We start from the raw sequence: 18,178 nt of genomic DNA, 5'->3' as shown, positions 1-18,178 counted from the left end.
ATAATAGACAATCTCGCCCCATATCCCGCCCACCCGGCCGCCCATTCCGGCAGCCGCTCATCGGAGCCGCCCTGTCCGTGTCGCTTCCAGACCGCACTTTCCGTTTGACCGCACTGGCACTTGCCCTGTCGGCGGCACTGTCTGGCGCATGGCCAGCCACTTCGCTCGCGGCTGGCAGTCGCAAGGGGGCAGCCGGCTCCCTCGGCGCCGTACCGCCCGATGAACCCGTGCCCCTGCAGCTGGCGCCGTCGCTCAACCTGCCGCTCACCTCGCAGGAAAATCGCGAGCTGCCGGTCTTCGGCAGCGCCGACCGCATGACCACCGAGCCCACATCGCAGGGGCCGGTCACCGTGTTCGAGGGCGATGCCGAGCTGCGCAAGATCGGCACGTCGCTCAAGGCCAGCCGCATCGAATACTGGCGTCAGCAGCAGCGCATCGATGCTGCCGGCGATGTCTCCATCGAGCAGGCGGGAACCCGCGTGGTGGGGCCGCGCCTGCAGCTGCAGCTCGACACGGGGCGGGGATCGTTCCAGTCCCCCACCTACGACCTGACGACCGTGGGCGTGCGTGGGCAGGCCGATCGCATCGATTTCGTCAGCAACCGCTTCATGCAGCTTGTCAACGGCAGCTTCACCAGCTGCAAGCCCGACGACGAGGCGTGGCGACTGGAGGCCAAGCGCCTGGATCTGGACCTGGAAAGCTCGCAGGGCTACGGGCGCGCTGCGCGCTTCAAGGTGCGTGATCACACCGTGCTGCGCATGCCGGTGGTGATGTTCCCGCTCAACGACGCCCGCCAGAGCGGCTTCCTGTTTCCTACCGTGTCCGTCAACTCGCGCTCGGGGCTGGGCGTCACCGCGCCGTATTACTTCAACCTGGCGCCCAACTACGACCTCACCGTCACGCCGCAGCTCACCACCCGGCGCGGCCTGCGGCTGGGCAACGAATTCCGCTTCCTGACGCGGCCGGCCCAGGGCAACATCAAGCTCGACTACATTCCGCACGACAGCGACACCAACCATTCCCGCCACTCCTATGATTCCAACGGCCTCTTCACCAACGTGCTGGGCTGGAACGGTGCCTGGAACCTGCAGGGGGTCTCGGACGACAACTATTTCGTCGATTACTCCAACACCCTGATCGACGCCTCCGAGCGTTCGCTGCCGCGCGAGCTGTACTTCACCCGCAGCGTGGGTGACTGGAACATGATGGTGCGCGGCATCCGCTATCAGAACATTCTGGAAGCGCGCACGTCGCCGCCCTACGAGAAGGTGCCGCAGCTGCAGTTCACCAACAACAAGGTGGACCTGCATGGCTTCGATGTCACCACGCTGGTGGACCTGACCCAGTTTGCCAACCCCCGCCCCAATGCCGTGGAAGGCACGCGACTGGTGCTGAACCCGCAGGTCAGCTACCCCATGCAGAGTGGCGGCTGGTTCCTCACGCCCAAGGTGGGTCTGCATGCCACGCACTATTCGCTCAACCGCTATTCCGAAAGCGGCCGTTCGATGTCCCGCGTGCTGCCTACCTTCTCCATCGATTCCGGCCTGGTGCTGGAGCGTGACAGCCGCTGGCTGGGCGAGGATTCGGTGCAGACACTGGAGCCCCGGCTCTTCTATGTGCGCACCCCCTATCGCAACCAGGGCGACATCCCCGTCTTTGACAGCGTGGCCACCGACCTGAGCTTTGCACAGCTCTTCAGCGAGAACTCCTTCACCGGTCACGATCGCATCGCCGACGCCGATCACCTCACGGCCGCGCTGGTCTCACGCCAGATCGAGCAGGCCACCGGTGTCGAGCGCCTGCGCTTGGCCGTGGCCCAGCGCTTCTACTTCTCCAGTCAGGATGTCACCATTCCCGGGCAGCCGGTGCGCGTCGACCGCCGCTCCGACCTGCTGTTCGCGGCATCCGGCGACTTCCGGGGGGGGCACAGCCTCAACGCCGGCGTGCAGTACGCCATCCGCGACAAGCGCGTGCCGCGTCTGAACCTCAGCTACCGCTACCGTCCGGGCGGGCGCAAGCTCTTCAACGCCGGCGTGCGCTACCAGTCCAAGGAATACGCCCAGTGGGACACCTCGCTGGCCTGGCCCATTGCCGCCAACTGGACGGCGCTGGGGCGCATCAACTATTCCTTCCTGAAGAAGGACCTCACCACCGGACAGCTGGTCGACGTCAAGCCGGGCCTGGTGGAGGGGCTGCTGGGCGTGGAATATGCCCGCGACTGCTGGGCCGTGCGGGTCGTGGCACACCGCTTCGTCACCACCACGCGCCAGACGTCCACCGTCGGCTATGTCCAGTTCGACCTGCGCGGGCTTGGTCACTTCGGCCAGGATCCCTTTGGTATATTGACGCGCAACATTCCTGGCTACAGCCTGCCCGACAACAACCTGGCGCCGGCAGTACGCTACTACGGCTACGAGTAAACGATCACCATGCAAAAAGACGCTGCCGGGCAACCGGTCCCGACCGTCATTTCCGCCAGAAGCCCCATCGGCCTGTTGCTGGCCTGTGCCATGGCCTGCCTGCCGCTGGTCGCTCAGGCGCAGCAAGGCCTGCGCCTGCCCGGCACCGAGGAGCGCTCCCCGTATTCCTCGGCCTCTCCCTTCGGCCAGGACGGTCCCGAGCTGCCCCGCAGCGGAGGCACGTCGCCACTGGATGCCGACAAGCCGGGTATCGAGTCGCTTGACCGCATCGTGGCCGTCGTCAACCAGGGCGTCATCACCGAAAGCGAGCTGCAGGCCCAGATCCATCTGATCGAGGGGCGTGCGGCCCAGACCCCGGGAGCCGGGGTGCCGCCGCCCGACGAGCTGCGCAAGCAGGTGCTGGAGCAGATGATCCTGCAGCTGGCGCAGGAGCAGTACGCCGCCGACTATGGTCTCAAGCCCAGCGATGCCGAGGTCGACCGTGCTGTGGCCGACGTGGCCCAGAACAACGGTCTGTCCACGCAGCAGCTCACCGAACGTCTGAAGGATGAGGGTGTCTCGCTGGACACCTTCCGCCGTCAGCTGGTGGCCGAGATCGTCTCGGCGCGCCTGCGCGAACGCGAGACCGCCAGCAACGTCAGCATCTCCGAGGGCGAGATCGACGCCGAGCTGGCCAAGAGCGGCAAGGTCAGCCAGCCGGAATACGACATCCGTCAGATCCTGCTGAAGCTGCCCGAAGGTGCCGACCAGAAGGAAGTCGCCCGCCAGAAGGCCCGGGCAGACGAGCTGGTGGCCAAGGCACGCAAGGGGGCCGACTTCGGCGCGCTGGCACAGGAAAATTCCGAAGCCGGCGATGCCGCCACCGGCGGGAGCATGGGCTGGCGCAAGGCCGACGACCTGCCGGGCCTGTTCGCCGACACCGTGCGCAAGCTCAAGCCCGGCGAGATCAGTGCGCCGGTGCGCAGCCCGGCGGGCTTTCACATCCTGAAGCTGCAGGACAGGCGTGACGGCGGGGCCACGACCGTGGAGCTCACTCACGCCCGTCACATCCTGCTGCCGGCCAACAGCCCCGAGACGGCTGCCGAGGCCGAGCGGCGCCTGTCGCTGTTCCGCCGTGACATCGAGGCCGGCAAGGCCGACTTTGCCAAGCTGGCCAAGGAATTCTCTTCTGACGGTTCTGCCGCCAAGGGAGGCGATCTGGGCTGGCTCTATCCGGGTGACACCGTGCCCGAATTCGAGCAGGCCATGAAATCCCTGCATGACGGCGAGATCAGCGAACCGGTGCAGACCCAGTTCGGCGTGCATCTGGTGCAGGTGCTGGGCCGGCGTACCGACACCGAATCGCCCGAGCGGCTGCGCAATGCGGCCCGTGCCAAGCTGCGCGAGGCCAAGGGCGGCGAGGCTTACCAGCAGTGGCTGCGCGAGCTGCGTGACCGCACCTATGTGGAATACCGCCAGAAATCCGACGCGGCCTCCACGCACTGACGAATCCTGACCCGATGGCGAACCACCGACATGACGCCGGACGCGAGAAGCGCCCGGCCGGCGTCATTCCCCGCAAGCGCTTCGGCCAGCACTTCCTGGCAGACCGTGCCTGCATCGATGCCATCGTGCAGGCCATAGCTCCCCGGTCCGGCGACAACCTTGTCGAGATTGGCCCCGGCACCGGCGTACTGACCGCGCCGCTGGTGGCCCAGACGGGCCATATCACCGTCATTGAGATCGACCGCGATCTCGGGCCCCGGCTGGCTGCGCAGTATGGCGATGCACTGACCCTGGTGCAGCAGGACGTGCTGCAGGTCGATTTCAGCGGTTTCGGCCAGAATCTGCGCATCGTCGGCAATCTGCCCTACAACATCTCCAGCCCGCTGCTGCTGCATCTCATTGCCGTGGCAGACCGTGTGCGGGACCAGCACTTCATGCTGCAGAAAGAGGTGGTCGACCGCATTGTGGCCGGTCCCGGCAGCGACATGGGGCGACTCACCGTCTTCCTGCAGAACCATTACCAGGTGGTAAAGCTCTTCGACGTGCCGCCGGAAGCCTTCGACCCGCCACCGAAGGTGGATTCCAGCGTGGTGCGCATGGTGCCGCTGCCCAGGCCACACACGACCGCCATTGCCCAGCTGGAGGCCGCGCTGGCCGCAGCCTATGCGCAGCGCCGCAAGATGCTGCGTCGGACATTGGGGGGCTGGCTGGCCCAGCAACATCCATCCTTTGATCTGGACAAGGCGGCGGCCGACGATGCACGGTTGGTGCCGCTGACGGACCTGAGCCAGCGCCCCGAGCAGATTCCCGCCACGGCCTGGTATGCGCTGGCTGATGCGCTGGCGGCAAGACCCCTCGGGTAGGTTGATTACAGCGTACCCGTGCCAGCACGTCATCGGACAATCCCCTCATGGGCCATTTCGGGTGAGGGGGGATTCTGATGGACGTGATTCGGGCGGGCGTCTCTGCATTCCTGTTGCGTGAGCAGCCATTCGAGCGTTTCCGGTTCTCACGCTGGCAATCGCGCTTCGTCATCACGTTGCTGGGCGTCCTGCAAGGGCTGGCCATGCACATGCATGTTCACGCCCTGAAGGCGTCCGACCTTGCGCTGCCCACTCTGTGGGGAAAGGTGGTCTTCGGCGTGCTGTCGACGTGGGTGGCATTTCCCATCATCCATCGTGCCTGTCGCTGGTGGTTGATGCGCGGTGAGCGCTGGGATGGCAAGGACGATCTTTTCAACCTGATGGCTGCCTCATGGCTGCTCCCCTTCGCGCTCCTCTACGGGTTATACGCACTGGGTGTGCCCGGCACCCTGCTTGTCCCGATCCTGATTTATGCCATCTGGGTCAACGCGAACGCCATGTCCGGCGCGGTTCCAAAAGCCACTCTGGGTTACAGCATCGCCGGCATCGTCAACGGTCTTGCCCTGATCTACGTCCTGCTTTTCGGCCTGGCGATTGTCCTGGCATTCATCAAGCTGGTGCTTCATTCCGGAGGGGCGATGCCTTCTTCGGCACGCTGAATCATCCCGATGCAGGCAGAACTGACGAGCATGGGTGGGTGAAGGAACGGAGGCATGAAGAGGTTCGATATATTTGAAGGTGTCCTGCATTCCGTTCTATGGCGCGTCTGCTTGCGGGACCTGTTTGGAGAGGCCTGGACGTGCTGCATTCCAGATGAAAGGAGGAGACCTTCATGGGTGTGATTCAGACCAGCATCTTCGCGTTCCTGTTGCATGAACAGCCGTTCGAGCGATTCCGGTTCGCGCGCTGGCAATCGGTCGTGGCCATTACCCTGCTGGGCATCTGCAGCGGGCTGGACCCGAACATGGCGGGGAATGCCCCCGATACCCCTCATCCGGTCGCGCTGCCCCTGTGGGGGCGGATCGGCATTGGTGTGGTGACGATGTGGCTGGCCTTCTGGGTCATATACGGCTTCTGCCGCTGGTGGTTGAAGCGTGGCGGACGCTGGGATGGACAGGGAGATCTGTTCAACCTGATCGCTGCATCCTGGCTGGTCGTGGATCTGCTGGGCTTCCTGCTGAGTGGGCTGGGTGTGCCCGAGTCGCTTGTCACCCTGGTATGGTTCTATGCCATCTGGGTGGGCGCCAATGCCATGTCCGGCGCCATTCCAAAAGCCAGTCTTGGCTACGGCATCGGCGGCATCATCCTCGGTGGCATTCTGGCCATCGTGACGATCATGGGCCTGATCGTTGGTCTGGTGATGGTGGTGCAGCTGCTGGGCGCAGGAGGCATGCCGGCGCCTGCGGCCGGATGATTCACTCCACCAGCGCATCCGGCGTGTCGGCCAGCTGGCGCTGCCACTGGCGGTAGTCGGGCATCAGTGCTTCCAGCTGTGCCCAGAAGCGGGGGCTGTGGTTCAGTTCCGTCAGGTGGGCCAGCTCGTGGGCAATCACGTAGTCGATCAGCTCGGGGGCATACTGCACCAGCCGCCAGTTGAGACGGATGCTGCCGTCGCGGCTGCAGCTGCCCCAGCGGGTGCGGGCGGCGTTCAGACTCACGCGGCTGGGGGCGCGGCCCAGCTTCTGCACGAAGGGCTGCATCCGTTCGTGAAAAAGCTCGGCCGCAAATTTCTTCAGCCAGGCGTGCACGGCCGCCTTCAGTAGCGCATCGTCGTGGGCTGCTGGGCCGCTGATCCACAGCTCGGCCCCCATCTGTCGCACCTGACTGCGTCGGTGCCCGCTGTGCGGAAGCGTGCGCAGCGTGATGGGCTCACCCAGCAGCGGGATGATGCCGCCGTCGGTGTAGCAGGGGCGTCTTGCTTCGCGGGCCAAGGCGCGCTGCTGCCAGAGCGCCAGCTTCTGCACGATCCATGCCTCGTGTTCACGGATGGTGTGCTCGATGGCCGTCTGGTCCAGTCGTGCACGCTGCGGCAGCACCACTTCCAGCCCTTCGGCGTCGATCCGCAGGCCCACGCGCCGTGCACGCGCCGAGCGTCGCACGCGATACGTGACTCGCTGCGTCTGGCCATGGGCCGAGAGCACCAGCGAACGAGGCGTGACGGGGGCGTCCTCATGCCGTGGCTGGGCAGTTGGCTGGCGCTGGAAGGGGTTGGGAAAGGGGGATTTTCCCAGGGAGAAAAGGCCCACGGATGAATCGTTCCTCGGATGGAAAAAGGGCGCTCATCAATGGAGCGCCCTGTACAGGTGGGGGTGTGGCGAGGTCTTCTCAAGCCGATGGGCTGCCTTCTGCGCGGGGCTGTCCGGCAACAGCTGCGTTGTCGGTTGTCGGCCCGGCGACGGTGGACGCTTCACCCTGGACGTCATGCGCAGCGGACGCCTTCTTCCGGGCGGCCTCGGCGAGTTCCCGTGCAATGGGCGGCACGTCACCTGGTGGGTAGCTGTCCGGGTCGATGCGGCGCATCTCGGTCTCGATCCACAGCTCGACTTCCTGGTTGAGCTGCTCGGACGTCTTGCCCGTCACCGAAATGACCGGCCCCCACGAGACGGTGATCAGGCCTGGCTGCTTGATGAAGGGCTTCTTGGGCCAGCAGCGACCGGAATTGACGGCTACCGGCACGATGGGCGTGTCGTTCTTCAGCGCCAGCCGGGCGCCGCCCGACTTGTAGGGCTGCTGCTGACCGGGCTTCGAGCGCGTGCCTTCCGGGAACATGACGATCCAGCGACCGTATTTGTGCAGCTGCTTGCCGGCGCTCTTGACGATGTATTCAAAGGCGCGCCGGCCATGGCGGCGGTCGATGTGCATCATGTCCAGCATGCCTATGGCCCAGCCGAAGAACGGGATGAACAGCAGCTCTCGCTTGAAGACGAAAGCTGCCGGACGCGGCATGTGGCACAGCAGGAAGAAGGTTTCCCAGGTGGACTGATGCTTGCCCAGCACGATGGCCGGCCCGTCGGGCAGGTTCTCGGTGCCGATGACCCGCCAGCGCATGCCGCACAGCCAGCGGCCCACCTGCAGCATCAGGCGTGGCCAGCTGGAAGCGATGGCATAGCGCACCTTCACCGGCAGGAAGAAGCACAGCACGGTGGCGGTGGCATAGATCGTGACGGTGATGGCCATGATCAGGATGAACAGCACCGAGCGGATGGCGGCAAGCATGATCGGGTCCTTCTTACAGTTGCGACAGGTCGGCGACTCGGTTCATCAGCGCATGCAGACCACCCAGCAGTGCCAGGCGGTTGCGGCGCAGCGCCGGATCCTCGGCGTTCACCATCACCTGCTCGAAGAAGGCATCCACGGGTGCCTGCAGCGCCGCCAGCGCCTGCAGGGCGGCGGTGAAGTCCTGCTGCTGCAGGTGGGCCTGCACCTGGGGCTGCAGCTTGACCAGAGCGTCGTTCAGATCGCGCTCGGCCGCTTCCTTCAGCAGGGCAGGATCCACGGATGCCTTGTCGTCTGCTGCACCTTCACCGGCCGACTTGCGCAGGATGTTGCCGATGCGCTTGTTGGCCGCGGTGAGCGACTCGAAGGCGGGCAGGCGGCGGAAGGCGGCCAGGGCAGCCAGTCGGGCTTCCAGCAGGTCCAGCCGATCCAGACCGGTGGCCAGCACGGCCTCGATGTCGGTGCCGGCAAAGCCCCGGTCACGCAGGTAGCTGCGCAGTCGGTCGGCGACGAAGGCGGAGAGGCCCGGCACATCGGCCGTGAAGGGTTGCGGTACAGCTTCCTTGCGACCTTTCTTGCCGGTTGCAGCGGCCTTGTCGGAAGGCTCGGTGTCGGCAGCAGCGGGGGCGGGCAGCTTGTCGAACACCGAGAACGCCTGTTCCAGCAGGGCCGGCAGCGACAGGGTGAGCTTGCCTTCGATCAGGATGCGCACGACGCCCAGCGCATGCCGGCGCAGTGCGAACGGGTCCTTGTCGCCGGTGGGGCGCTGACCGATGCCCCAGATGCCGGCGAGCGTTTCCAGCTTGTCGGCCAGTGCCAGCGCCAGGCCGGTGGGCGAGGCGGGCAGGGCATCGCCGGCAAAGCGCGGCTGGTAGTGCTCGGCGATGGCATCGGCCACGGCTTCGCTCTCACCGTCGTGCCGCGCATAGTAGCGGCCCATGGTGCCTTGCAGCTCGGGGAACTCGCCCACCATGCCGGTGAGCAGGTCGGTCTTGGCCAGCTGCGCGGCCCGTTCGGCATCGGCCACCGAGGCGCCCGTGGCGGGTGCCAGGGCCGCTGCCAGCCGGCGGATGCGCTCGCTGCGCTCGGCCTGGGTGCCCAGCCGGGCGTGGTAGACCACCTGGGCCAGCTGCGGCAGCCGCGAGGCTAGCGTTTCGCGCCGGTCCTGGTCGAAGAAGAACTGGGCATCGGCCAGGCGCGGGCGCACCACGCGCTCGTTGCCGTCGATGATGCCGGACGGATCGTCGATGCGCATGTTGGAGACGATCAGGAACTGGTTCTTCAGCTTGCCGTTGGTCTCGAACAGCGGGAAATAGCGCTGGTTGGTGCGCATGCTGAGAATCAGGCATTCCTGCGGCACGGCCAGGAAGGCCGGGTCGAACTGGCCGGTGTAGACGGCCGGCCATTCCACCAGTGCCGCCACTTCGTCCAGCAGGGCCGTGACCTGCTGCTGCTCCTCGTCGTTGACGGCCAGGATGCCGCCATTCTGTTGGCTGGAGTGGGCCAGCTCGTTGGCGATCATCACGCGGCGCGCCTGATATTCGGGTTCCACATGGCCCTGCTCGCGCAGCTGACGGGCGTAGCTGTCGGCGTTTTCCAGCGTGATGGGGCCGCTGGACAGGAAGCGGTGGCCATCGGTGATGCGGTCGGCTGCCAACCCCAGTATCGTGCAGGGCAGCACAGTGTCGCCGTGCAGTACCACCAGCCGGTGGGCCGGACGCACGAAGCTGACGGTGGTGAGTCCGTCGGCCAGCTGGTAGGTCATGAACTTGGGAATGGGCAGCTGCGCCAGGGTCTCGACGATGATCTCGCCGATGACATCGGCCAGCACGGCACCGGGCTGGGTGCTGCTCCAGTAGAAGACGTCCTGCTTGCCGTCGTGGCCACGGGTGAGTGCCGAGACCTCGGCGCCCTGTTTCTCGGCCCACTTGATCAGGGCCATGGTGGGCTGGCCCTGGGCATCCAGGCCCACGGCCACCGACGGCCCCTTGATCTGGATCTCGCGGGCATCGGCCTGGGCGCGAACGCCGGGCAGGCGCACGGCCAGCCGTCGCGGGGTGGCGTAGATGTCGGGGTGAGCGTCTTCGTTGGTCAGCAGCTGGCGGGTGGCCAGCCGCGTGCGGATGCCTTGGGCGAAGCTGTCGGCCAGCCGGGTGAGGGCGTGCGGCGGCAGCTCTTCGGTCAGCAGCTCGACCAGCAGGGCGGGGTGGTTCGTGGCCTGGTTCATGGACGTGCTCCCAGCTTGGCGTGGTCTTCGGCGGTGATCATCGGGAAACCCAGTCGCTCACGCGATTCGTAGTAGGCCTGCGCCACGCCACGGGCCAGCGCACGCACCCGGCCGATGTAGGCGGCCCGTTCCGTGACGGAAATGGCGCCGCGCGCATCCAGCAGGTTGAAGGTGTGCGAGCACTTCATGACCATCTCGTAGGCGGGCAGCGCCAGCTTGGCCTCGATGAGGTTGCGCGCCTCGCGTTCGTAGTCGTCGAAGTGCGCGAACAGCATCTTCGTGTCGGCCAGGGTGAAGTTGTAGGTGGACTGCTCGACCTCGTTCTGGTGGAACACGTCACGGTAGGTGATGCCGGGTGCCCACTGCAGGTCGAAGAGGTTCTCGACCTTCTGCAGGTACATGGCCAGCCGTTCCAGACCGTAGGTGATCTCGCCGGTGGTGGGCAGGCACTTGAGCGAGCCCACTTCCTGGAAGTAGGTGAACTGCGTGACCTCCATGCCGTTGAGCCAGACTTCCCAGCCCAGACCCCAGGCGCCCAGCGTGGGCGATTCCCAGTCGTCCTCGACGAAGCGGATGTCGTTGGCCTGCGGGTCGAGCCCCAGGGCCTTCAGCGATCCCAGGTACAGGTCCAGGATGTCGGGGGGCGCGGGCTTGAGCACCACCTGGTACTGGTAGTAATGCTGCAGGCGGTTGGGGTTCTCGCCGTAGCGGCCATCCTTGGGACGGCGCGAGGGCTGCACGTAGGCCGCGCGCCAGGGCTCGGGGCCGATGGCCCGCAGGAAGGTGGCGGTATGGAAGGTACCGGCGCCCACTTCCATGTCGTAGGGCTGCAGCAGGGCGCAGCCCTGTTTGTCCCAGTATTCCTGCAGGCGCAGGATGATCTGTTGGAAGGTCAGCATGGGGTGTTTGATCCAGGGTTGGTGATCGGGCGCCGGGGCGGGCCCCATCACGGTCGGGGGTGATTCTATCTCGCCGGAGGGGGTGCTTCAGGCAGAATCACGAGGATCCATCTTTCGCCACGACGGTCGGGTCGGCCGGTCGTGGCCTTCCTGCAGGAGGACATCGGACATGACACAGGGATCGTGGCGCTGGGGCATTCTGGGCGCAGGGGCGGCGGCCAATGGCATGGCGGCGGCGCTGCAGGCCGTCAACGGGGGCATCCAGGCCATTGCCAGCCGCCGCGAGGAAACGGCTCGGGCCCTGGCCGGGCGCTACGGCATCGACCGGGTGCATGCCAGCCCCGAGGCCATGCTGCAGGATCCGGACCTGGACGTGATCTACATCGCCTCGCCGCACGACTCCCACCACGCCTGGATGAAGGCAGCCGTTCAGGCCGGCAAGCACGTGCTGTGCGAGAAGGCCATCACGCTGAACGCCCGGCAGCTGGCCGAGGTGGTGCTGCTGGCGCGCGCTCAGGGCGTGGTGGTGGCCGAGGCGATGACCATCTATCACATGCCGCTGTACCGACGGCTGCGGGCGCTTGTGGATTCCGGGGCGCTGGGCAGGGTGCGGCTGGTGCAGGTGAACTTCGGCAGCTGGCGGGTGCTGGATTCGCAGAGCCGCTTCTTCAGCCGGGATCTGGCTGGCGGGGCGCTGCTGGACATCGGCGTCTATGCCACGGCCTTTGCACGCTGGTTCCTGGATTCGGCACCGCACCAGGTGCTGACCACGGTGGAGATGGCGCCAACGGGTGTGGATGATCAGTCGGGCATCATCCTGAAGAACGACCGGAACCAGCTGGTGGTGATGGCGCTGAGCCTGCGGGCCAAGCAGCCCAAGCGGGGCGTGGTGGTGTGCGAGAAGGGCTATATCGAGATCAATGAGTATCCGCGCGCCGACGAGGCGACGGTGCACTGGATGGACGAGGCGCGTTCGGAAACGATCCGCGTGGGCCGGCGCGAGGATGCGCTGTGTTACGAGGTGGCGGACATGCAGCATTACCTTGACACTCGCCAGGGTGAGGGCGACGGGGTGCCGCCATCGCTGCGGGAGGCGGGTGTGGAGACGCCGATGCCGGATGATGAGGTGCGGCAGCTGACGCTGAGCCGGGATGTGATGTCGGTGCTGACGGAGGTGCGGCGGCAGTGGGGGTTGGTGTATCCGGGGGAGTGATGGCTGGATCGGGCTTCTGTTTTGCGGGAGGGGGGGGCTGCGAGGTGGGGTCCGTTCTTGCATGGACGGAGCCGGGGCACTGCGGCATCTACCTCCTCACAACCGCAAGCGGTGGGATTCGTCGGCAGATACCTCCGCGCCCCGGCTCCTTGCGGCCTGCGGGTTGGAAAGTTGGGTTCCAGCATCTGATCTGTCGGTGGATACTTCTGCGGCCCGACTCCTTGGGGCTTACGAGGGGCGGGCCAGGTTTCGTGATTCTTTTCTATTTTCTTGAGTGGATTTAAGGAGCGCCTGAATGCAGTTGGCGACATGGAATGTCAATTCGTTGAAGATGCGTCTGCAGCATGTGCTGGACTGGCTGGCGGCCAATCCGGTGGATTTCCTGTGTCTGCAGGAAACGAAGCTGACGGATGACAAGTTTCCGAAGGACGAGATCGAGGCGGCGGGGTATGGGGTGATCTTTACCGGGCAGCCGACGTACAACGGGGTGGCGCTGCTGTATCGGAAGGAGGCGGGGTATGTGCCGGATGGGGTGCAGCTGAACAATCCACTTTATGAGGATGTGCAGCGGCGGCTGGTGTCGGCACGGTTCCAGACGGCGGCGGGGCCGGTGCGGGTGATCGGGGCGTATTTCCCGAATGGGCAGGCGGTGGGCAGCGAGAAGTATGTCTACAAGCTGGGCTGGATTGCGTCGCTGCAGGAGTGGATTGCGCAGCTGCGACGGGAGGAGCCGGATACGGGGGTGATTCTGGCCGGGGATTTCAACATTGCGCCGGCGGATGCGGATGTGCATGATCCGGCGGTGTGGGCCGATGGCATTCTGGTGTCGGGTCCGGAGCGAGAGGCCCTGCAGGGGCTGCTGGCGCTGGGGCTGCATGATGCGTTCCGGCTGTTCGAGCAGCCGCCGAAGCTGTTCAGCTGGTGGGACTACCGGGCGCTGGGTTTTCGGCGCAATGCGGGACTGCGCATTGACCTGATTCTGGTGTCGGACGAGCTGAAGCCGATGGTGGGGCGCTGCTGGATCGACAAGGGGCCGCGCAAGCTGGAAAAGCCCAGCGACCATACGCCGGTGGTGGTGGAGTGGGGCGCTGCGGCCACCTGATCCGGTGCAGGCTCAGTTACAGCCAGGCCTTCATCCACCCCAGTCCATCGTGGGTGGCATGGGGCGCCTGGCCTCGGGCGGGGCGGTATTCGCAGCCGATCCAGCCGTCGTAGCCCAGGTCATCGAGCAGACGGAAGAGGTGAGGGTAGTTCACTTCTCCGATGTCAGGTTCGTGGCGGTCGGGCACGCCGGCAATCTGGATGTGGCCGACACGCCCCGTGGGAATGAGGCGGTGCAGCAGCACGGAGAGATCGCCCCGGATGATCTGCAAGTGGTAGAGGTCCAGCTGCAGCTTCAGTGCGGGGTTGTGTTCCAGCAGGGCCTCGGCCGTGTCCAGTGAATCCAGCAGGTAGCCCGGCATGTCCCGGCTGTTGATGGGTTCGATGAGAATCTGCACGCCCGCCTGAGCGGCCAGGGTGGTGGCCCGCTGCAGGTTCTGCTGCCAGCACGCCAGGGTGTCTGCGGTGACGGGTTTCAGGCCTGCCATGACATGGATGCGCGGGCAGTGCAGCGTTCGGGCGTATTGCAGGGCGCGCTCAATGCCTTGCAGGAATTCCGCTTCGCGGCCGGGCAGGGCCGCCAGACCACGTTCACCCGCTTCCCAGTTGCCGGGCGGAGCATTGAAGAGTGCCTGCTGCAGGCCGTTTTCCTTCAGCAGGCGGGCCAGCGTTTCCGCCTCATGCTCATAGGGGAACAGGTATTCCACAGCCCGAAAGCCGTCCCGGGCGGCGGCGGCAAAGCGTTCCGGGAAGGGCAGGTCGGTGTACAGGAAGGAGAGGTTGGCGGCGAATCGGGGCATGGGGGGCCTTACGTCAGTCAGACTTGCGAGGGGAAAGCAGGTGCTGCAGATACTCGGCCAGCACCACGGCGTTGTTGTGGGTCTCGTCGTGGGCGGCGTACAGCAGGGTGAGCGGTCCCTGTCGGGCAATGTCCAGGAGCGGTTGCAAGGCTGACAGGTTGGCGGAAAGTTCGGTTTCGTACTGCTTGCGAAATTCCGGCCAGCGCTCGGGGGCATGGCCGAACCACTGACGCAACGTGTTGCTGGGCGCCACGTCCTTGATCCAGAGCTGGAAGGGGGCGTCTTCCTTCTTCATGCCCCGGGGCCAGAGCCTGTCGACCAGTACGCGGGTGCCTTCTCCGGCAAGCGCTGGGGCGTAGACACGACGGGTCTGGATGACGGGGGCGGGCTGGGACATGGGGGCCTCCTTGTTCCGGGGCGGTATGCTGCCTGGGGGAGCCTGCGTGAATCTGCAGTCCGTGGCAACCGGCAGGCATCAGGTGTGGTGGGTTTCTTTCCCGGATTCAGCGTTCAGTATAGACCGCGTCGAAGAAGGCTCTTTCCAAGGCCACGGCGCGATGGAAGAAGCGGCGTGCCTCGTCCTGCTGTTCGACGGGGATGGTTGCGCCGACACGATCCAGCTCGCTGCGCAGCCAGGCCACGAAATCGCGGAAGAAGTCGTTGGCGTGCAGCGTGATCCATTCGGCGTGCTGGAATTCGGGTGGCAGGGCACGTCCTGGCTGGTCGGCCCACTCCAGGTACAGGCCTTCGGCCACGCAAAGCACGGCCAGCGCACTGGCATAGCGACGGGTTTCGGCTGCTTCGTGCATCAGCTCCTGGAACTGCAGGGTGACGTCGTCCAGTGTGGGCGTGCTGCGCTCGATGGCGGGCACGCGCAGCAGGTCGAAGCAGCGCTGAAAATACGTGTTCTCGTCGCTGGTGATCATGGCGGCGAACTGCGAGAAGCGCACGCGCGCTGCGTACTGGTCGGCCGATGCGATGGCTGCGCCCAGCAGGGCGACGAAGCGGTCGACGAACTGGTAGTCCTGTACCAAGTAGTGGCGCAGGTGCTCGTTGGCGAGCGTGCCGGCAAAGATCTCGTCGACGAAGCGGTGCTGGATGGCGGCCTGCCAGTCTTCCTGGCATTCGGCGCGCAGGAGCTGGGAAAACGGGGCGGGGGCGTTCATGGGGGTCTCCTCTTCATGTTGGATGCGGGGCGGGCGTCGTGGATCTTGTCTGCTCACGGCGACGTAGGCAAGTCGTCGGCGAAAAGCGCATCCGGACCGTGGCCGGGCCGTGGCCGGAGCGTCTGGTGCGCCGTCATGGACTACTAAAGCCGCATCGGGATCGTGACCGGGCCGTCGTTGACGAGTGCCACCTGCATGTTGGCTCCGAAGCGGCCGGTGGCCACGTCGGGGTGCAGGCGGCGTGCTTCCGTCACGAAGGCATCATACAGCGCTTCACCCTGAGCAGGCGGGGCGGCGCCGATGAAGCTGGGCCGATTGCCCTGCCGGGTATCGGCAGCCAGTGTGAACTGGCTGACGATGAGCAGGCCGCCACCCACGTCCTGCACGCTGCGGTTCATCCGGCCGGCCTCGTCGGCAAAGATGCGCAGTTTCAGCAGCTTGGCCACGGCCTTGTAGACGGTCTCCGTGGTGTCGGCGGGTTCTGCGCAGATGAAGGCAAGCAGCCCTGGACCGATGCTGCCATGGATCTGGCTGTCGATCTGGACGCTGGCCTGGGCGACGCGCTGGATGAGCAGGTGCATGAGGGACTCCGGATGGGTGAAAGGGCTGCCTGGGACGGTCGGGATGCCGCAGGGCAATGGGACGATGATAAGTCCCCGGGAAAACCCGTAGCCCGTCGGGTGGGTACACTCCGGGGAAATCTTCTCCTCTCCTTCAATCATGAATCAGGTTGCCACACCCGCGCCGTCTTCTTCCGGGGCCGATTTCGTGAAGTCGCGCCGCTCGTCGATCATCGCCGCCATCTTCCTGATGGCCACGTCGGCCATTGGCCCGGGGTTCATCACCCAGACGGCAACCTTCACCACGAAACTGGGTGCAGCCTTCGCCTTCGGCATTCTGGCGTCGGTCCTCATCGACTTCGTGGTGCAGCTCAATGTCTGGCGCATGATTGCGCTGTCGCGGCGCAATGCGTCGGCGCTGGCCAATGCGGCGCTGCCAGGCAGTGGCCATGTGCTGGCGCTGCTGGTCATCTTCGGCGGGCTGGTGTTCAACGTCGGCAACATTGCCGGCGCTGGTCTGGGCCTGTCGGCACTGCTGGGGCTGCCTGCGAAGTGGGGCGGGCTGATCAGTGCGGCGCTGGCCGTGGGCATCTTTGCGTCCAGCCGGGCTGGGGCAGCTGTGGATCGGCTGATCATCTGGCTGGGTCTGCTGATGATTGCGATGACGGCCTATGTGGCTTTCGTGTCGGGCCCGCCGGTGGGTGAGGCGCTGCAGCAGATGGTGGTGCCGCAGCTGGTGGACTGGACGGCCATCACCACGATCGTGGGCGGCACGGTGGGTGGCTACATCACCTATGCCGGTGCACACCGGCTGCTGGACCGGGGCACGGTGGGGGCCGAGAACCTGGGTGCCGTCACGGCCGGGGCGCTCAATGGCATTGCCGTGACCGGGGTGATGCGTTTTCTGCTGTTCCTGGCCATTCTGGGCGTGGTGTCCAGCGGCGTGGTCATCGACGTGTCGGGCAAGGGGGCCAATCCGGCGGCGCAGGCCTTCCAGGCTGCAGCGGGCGAGTTCGGGCTGCGGGTCTTCGGGCTGGTGTTGTGGGCGGCAGCCATTACCAGTGTGATCGGGGCGGCCTACACGTCGATGTCGTTCCTTTCGGCTTTCAAGAGCGACATTTCCGAACGGGCGCGCAATCGGGCCACGGTGGTGTTCATCGCGGTCTCGCTGGTCGTGTTCCTGCTGATGGGAACTGCTCCGGCAGCGTTGCTGGTGTTTGCCGGCGGCTTCAACGGTCTGATCCTGCCGCTGGGCATGACGATCTTTATGATCATCGGCTGGCGTCGCGCCGACCTGCTGGGTGGCGTCCCTTACCCGAAATGGCTGCTGGTGCTGGGCACGGCCGTGTGTGTGCTGACTTGGTACATGGGGGGCGTGTCGGTCGGGCCGATCTTCCGGCTGCTGGCTGCGTGACGACTGACGGATACGGCGCAACGAACCCTGGAGACTTCTCATGGCAAGAATCGACCTGAACAGTGACTTGGGCGAGAGTTTTGGCGCCTGGACGATGGGTGATGATGCAGCGATGCTGGAGATCGTCACCAGTGCCAATGTGGCCTGCGGCTTTCATGCCGGCGACCCGGCGGGCATCCTGCAGACGCTGCGCGAGGCCGCACGACGTGGCGTGAGCATCGGGGCGCACGTGGCCTATCCGGATCTTTCCGGTTTCGGGCGGCGCAACATGGACGTGGCGTCGGCCGATCTGCGGGCAGGGGTGATCTACCAGATCGGGGCATTGCAGGCGCTGGCGCGCGTGGCAGGCACGCAGGTGCGCTACGTGAAGCCGCACGGTGCGCTCTACAACACCATTGCGCATGACCGGCGGCAGGCCACCGATGTGATCGAGGCCGTGAAGGCAGCGGATGATCGACTGGCGCTGGTGGTGCTGGCGGGTTCGCCGCTGGCGGGCTGGGCGCGTGAGGCGGGGCTGACGGTGGTGGCCGAGGCCTTTGCAGACCGGGGCTATACGCCGGAAGGGACGCTGGTATCACGGCGCGAGCCCGGTGCGGTGCTGCACGATGCCGATCAGGTGGCTGCGCGGATGCTGCGGCTGGTGCGCGAGGGTGTGGTGGAAGCCGTCGACGGCAGCCTGGCGAAGGTGGAGGCGGATTCGATCTGCGTGCATGGCGACAGTCCCGATGCGGTGGCCATGGCACGCGCGGTGCGTCGCGTTCTGGCTGATGCGGGCGTGACGCTGGCACCGTTTGCCTGATCGGGAAAACGAGAA

At 65.7% G+C, this 18,178-nt stretch carries 17 protein-coding genes; 9 read left to right on the top strand and 8 right to left on the bottom strand.

Annotated features, from left to right (window positions below; all coding sequences use genetic code 11):
* Positions 1 to 227: 227 nt before the first annotated feature.
* From EL249_RS12320 to EL249_RS12300, 5 genes are all read left to right on the top strand, one after another.
* On the top strand, positions 228 to 2,420 hold the full coding sequence (locus EL249_RS12320) for an LPS-assembly protein LptD (RefSeq protein ID WP_005671896.1): 2,193 nt from the start codon (positions 228 to 230) through the stop codon (positions 2,418 to 2,420).
* A gap of 9 nt (positions 2,421 to 2,429) precedes the next feature.
* Entirely contained in the window at positions 2,430 to 3,905 is a 1,476-nt protein-coding gene (locus EL249_RS12315) for a peptidylprolyl isomerase (protein ID WP_005671898.1), read from the top strand.
* A 14-nt stretch (positions 3,906 to 3,919) separates the two neighbouring features.
* On the top strand, positions 3,920 to 4,768 hold the full coding sequence (rsmA, locus tag EL249_RS12310; RefSeq protein WP_005671899.1) for a 16S rRNA (adenine(1518)-N(6)/adenine(1519)-N(6))-dimethyltransferase RsmA: 849 nt from the start codon (positions 3,920 to 3,922) through the stop codon (positions 4,766 to 4,768).
* Positions 4,769 to 4,845: 77 nt separating this feature from the next.
* The gene (locus tag EL249_RS12305) at positions 4,846 to 5,427 is read left to right on the top strand and encodes a hypothetical protein (RefSeq protein WP_005671901.1); all 582 of its coding nucleotides are present in this window, start codon (positions 4,846 to 4,848) and stop codon (positions 5,425 to 5,427) included.
* Between the two features lie 173 nt (positions 5,428 to 5,600).
* The gene (locus tag EL249_RS12300) at positions 5,601 to 6,182 is read left to right on the top strand and encodes a hypothetical protein (protein WP_005671903.1); all 582 of its coding nucleotides are present in this window, start codon (positions 5,601 to 5,603) and stop codon (positions 6,180 to 6,182) included.
* A gap of 1 nt (position 6,183) precedes the next feature.
* Here the strand turns inward: EL249_RS12300 and EL249_RS12295 are convergent, their stop codons facing one another.
* From EL249_RS12295 to glyQ, 4 genes are all read right to left on the bottom strand, one after another.
* The gene (locus tag EL249_RS12295) at positions 6,184 to 7,014 is read right to left on the bottom strand and encodes a M48 family metallopeptidase (protein ID WP_005671905.1); all 831 of its coding nucleotides are present in this window, start codon (positions 7,012 to 7,014) and stop codon (positions 6,184 to 6,186) included.
* 79 nt (positions 7,015 to 7,093) lie between these two features.
* Positions 7,094 to 7,984 carry a lysophospholipid acyltransferase family protein gene (locus EL249_RS12290; protein ID WP_005671906.1) on the bottom strand — a complete coding sequence of 297 codons (891 nt, stop codon included), beginning with the start codon at positions 7,982 to 7,984 and terminating at the stop codon, positions 7,094 to 7,096.
* 13 nt (positions 7,985 to 7,997) lie between these two features.
* Positions 7,998 to 10,211, bottom strand: a complete 2,214-nt coding sequence (gene glyS, locus EL249_RS12285; protein ID WP_005671908.1) for a glycine--tRNA ligase subunit beta — start codon at positions 10,209 to 10,211, stop codon at positions 7,998 to 8,000.
* A complete protein-coding gene (glyQ, locus tag EL249_RS12280; RefSeq protein WP_005671909.1) occupies positions 10,208 to 11,110 on the bottom strand; it encodes a glycine--tRNA ligase subunit alpha in 903 nt (300 codons plus the stop codon). The genes glyS and glyQ overlap by 4 nt, the downstream gene beginning before the upstream one ends.
* A 169-nt stretch (positions 11,111 to 11,279) precedes the next feature.
* Here glyQ and EL249_RS13765 point away from each other — a divergent pair, with 169 nt between their 5' ends.
* Together EL249_RS13765 and xth are read left to right on the top strand one after the other, a co-directional pair.
* The gene (locus tag EL249_RS13765; RefSeq protein WP_005671911.1) at positions 11,280 to 12,323 is read left to right on the top strand and encodes a Gfo/Idh/MocA family protein; all 1,044 of its coding nucleotides are present in this window, start codon (positions 11,280 to 11,282) and stop codon (positions 12,321 to 12,323) included.
* 295 nt (positions 12,324 to 12,618) lie between these two features.
* Positions 12,619 to 13,425, top strand: a complete 807-nt coding sequence (gene xth / locus EL249_RS12270; protein ID WP_005671912.1) for an exodeoxyribonuclease III — start codon at positions 12,619 to 12,621, stop codon at positions 13,423 to 13,425.
* A gap of 16 nt (positions 13,426 to 13,441) precedes the next feature.
* Here the strand turns inward: xth and otnI are convergent, their stop codons facing one another.
* The 4 genes from otnI to dtd form a co-directional block, all read right to left on the bottom strand.
* Positions 13,442 to 14,224: a 2-oxo-tetronate isomerase gene (otnI, locus tag EL249_RS12265; RefSeq protein WP_005671913.1), complete on the bottom strand. Its 783-nt coding sequence runs from the start codon at positions 14,222 to 14,224 to the stop codon at positions 13,442 to 13,444.
* 13 nt (positions 14,225 to 14,237) lie between these two features.
* Positions 14,238 to 14,621, bottom strand: coding sequence for a DUF488 domain-containing protein (locus EL249_RS12260; RefSeq protein ID WP_005671915.1), 384 nt, complete (start codon positions 14,619 to 14,621; stop codon positions 14,238 to 14,240).
* Between the two features lie 106 nt (positions 14,622 to 14,727).
* Positions 14,728 to 15,390, bottom strand: a complete 663-nt coding sequence (locus EL249_RS12255) for a TenA family protein (protein ID WP_005671916.1) — start codon at positions 15,388 to 15,390, stop codon at positions 14,728 to 14,730.
* 143 nt (positions 15,391 to 15,533) lie between these two features.
* A complete protein-coding gene (gene dtd, locus EL249_RS12250; RefSeq protein ID WP_040529573.1) occupies positions 15,534 to 15,971 on the bottom strand; it encodes a D-aminoacyl-tRNA deacylase in 438 nt (145 codons plus the stop codon).
* Between the two features lie 139 nt (positions 15,972 to 16,110).
* Here dtd and EL249_RS12245 point away from each other — a divergent pair, with 139 nt between their 5' ends.
* Both EL249_RS12245 and EL249_RS12240 read left to right on the top strand, forming a co-directional pair.
* The gene (locus EL249_RS12245; RefSeq protein ID WP_005671919.1) at positions 16,111 to 17,364 is read left to right on the top strand and encodes an NRAMP family divalent metal transporter; all 1,254 of its coding nucleotides are present in this window, start codon (positions 16,111 to 16,113) and stop codon (positions 17,362 to 17,364) included.
* A gap of 40 nt (positions 17,365 to 17,404) precedes the next feature.
* Complete coding sequence (locus EL249_RS12240; protein WP_005671920.1) at positions 17,405 to 18,163, top strand: LamB/YcsF family protein; 759 nt, start codon at positions 17,405 to 17,407, stop codon at positions 18,161 to 18,163.
* Positions 18,164 to 18,178 lie beyond the last annotated feature (15 nt).

The organism is Lautropia mirabilis (genome assembly GCF_900637555.1).
GTDB classification, from domain to species: domain Bacteria; phylum Pseudomonadota; class Gammaproteobacteria; order Burkholderiales; family Burkholderiaceae_E; genus Lautropia; species Lautropia mirabilis.
The sequence above is the reverse complement of the archived record's forward strand: the minus strand, read 5'-3'. Positions and strand labels throughout refer to the sequence as shown.

Bases quoted from the DNA above. Each gene is read 5' to 3' on its own strand.
- glyS (WP_005671908.1), bottom strand. From the start codon at position 10,211: ATGAACCAGGCCACGAACCACCCCGCCCTGCTGGTCGAGCTGCTGACC.
- EL249_RS12300 (WP_005671903.1), top strand. From the start codon at position 5,601: ATGGGTGTGATTCAGACCAGCATCTTCGCGTTCCTGTTGCATGAACAG.
- EL249_RS12240 (WP_005671920.1), top strand. From the start codon at position 17,405: ATGGCAAGAATCGACCTGAACAGTGACTTGGGCGAGAGTTTTGGCGCC.
- xth (WP_005671912.1), top strand. From the start codon at position 12,619: ATGCAGTTGGCGACATGGAATGTCAATTCGTTGAAGATGCGTCTGCAG.
- EL249_RS13765 (WP_005671911.1), top strand. From the start codon at position 11,280: ATGACACAGGGATCGTGGCGCTGGGGCATTCTGGGCGCAGGGGCGGCG.
- dtd (WP_040529573.1), bottom strand. From the start codon at position 15,971: ATGCACCTGCTCATCCAGCGCGTCGCCCAGGCCAGCGTCCAGATCGAC.
- rsmA (WP_005671899.1), top strand. From the start codon at position 3,920: ATGGCGAACCACCGACATGACGCCGGACGCGAGAAGCGCCCGGCCGGC.
- EL249_RS12260 (WP_005671915.1), bottom strand. From the start codon at position 14,621: ATGTCCCAGCCCGCCCCCGTCATCCAGACCCGTCGTGTCTACGCCCCA.
- EL249_RS12245 (WP_005671919.1), top strand. From the start codon at position 16,111: ATGAATCAGGTTGCCACACCCGCGCCGTCTTCTTCCGGGGCCGATTTC.
- glyQ (WP_005671909.1), bottom strand. From the start codon at position 11,110: ATGCTGACCTTCCAACAGATCATCCTGCGCCTGCAGGAATACTGGGAC.
- EL249_RS12255 (WP_005671916.1), bottom strand. From the start codon at position 15,390: ATGAACGCCCCCGCCCCGTTTTCCCAGCTCCTGCGCGCCGAATGCCAG.
- otnI (WP_005671913.1), bottom strand. From the start codon at position 14,224: ATGCCCCGATTCGCCGCCAACCTCTCCTTCCTGTACACCGACCTGCCC.
- EL249_RS12305 (WP_005671901.1), top strand. From the start codon at position 4,846: ATGGACGTGATTCGGGCGGGCGTCTCTGCATTCCTGTTGCGTGAGCAG.
- EL249_RS12315 (WP_005671898.1), top strand. From the start codon at position 2,430: ATGCAAAAAGACGCTGCCGGGCAACCGGTCCCGACCGTCATTTCCGCC.
- EL249_RS12290 (WP_005671906.1), bottom strand. From the start codon at position 7,984: ATGCTTGCCGCCATCCGCTCGGTGCTGTTCATCCTGATCATGGCCATC.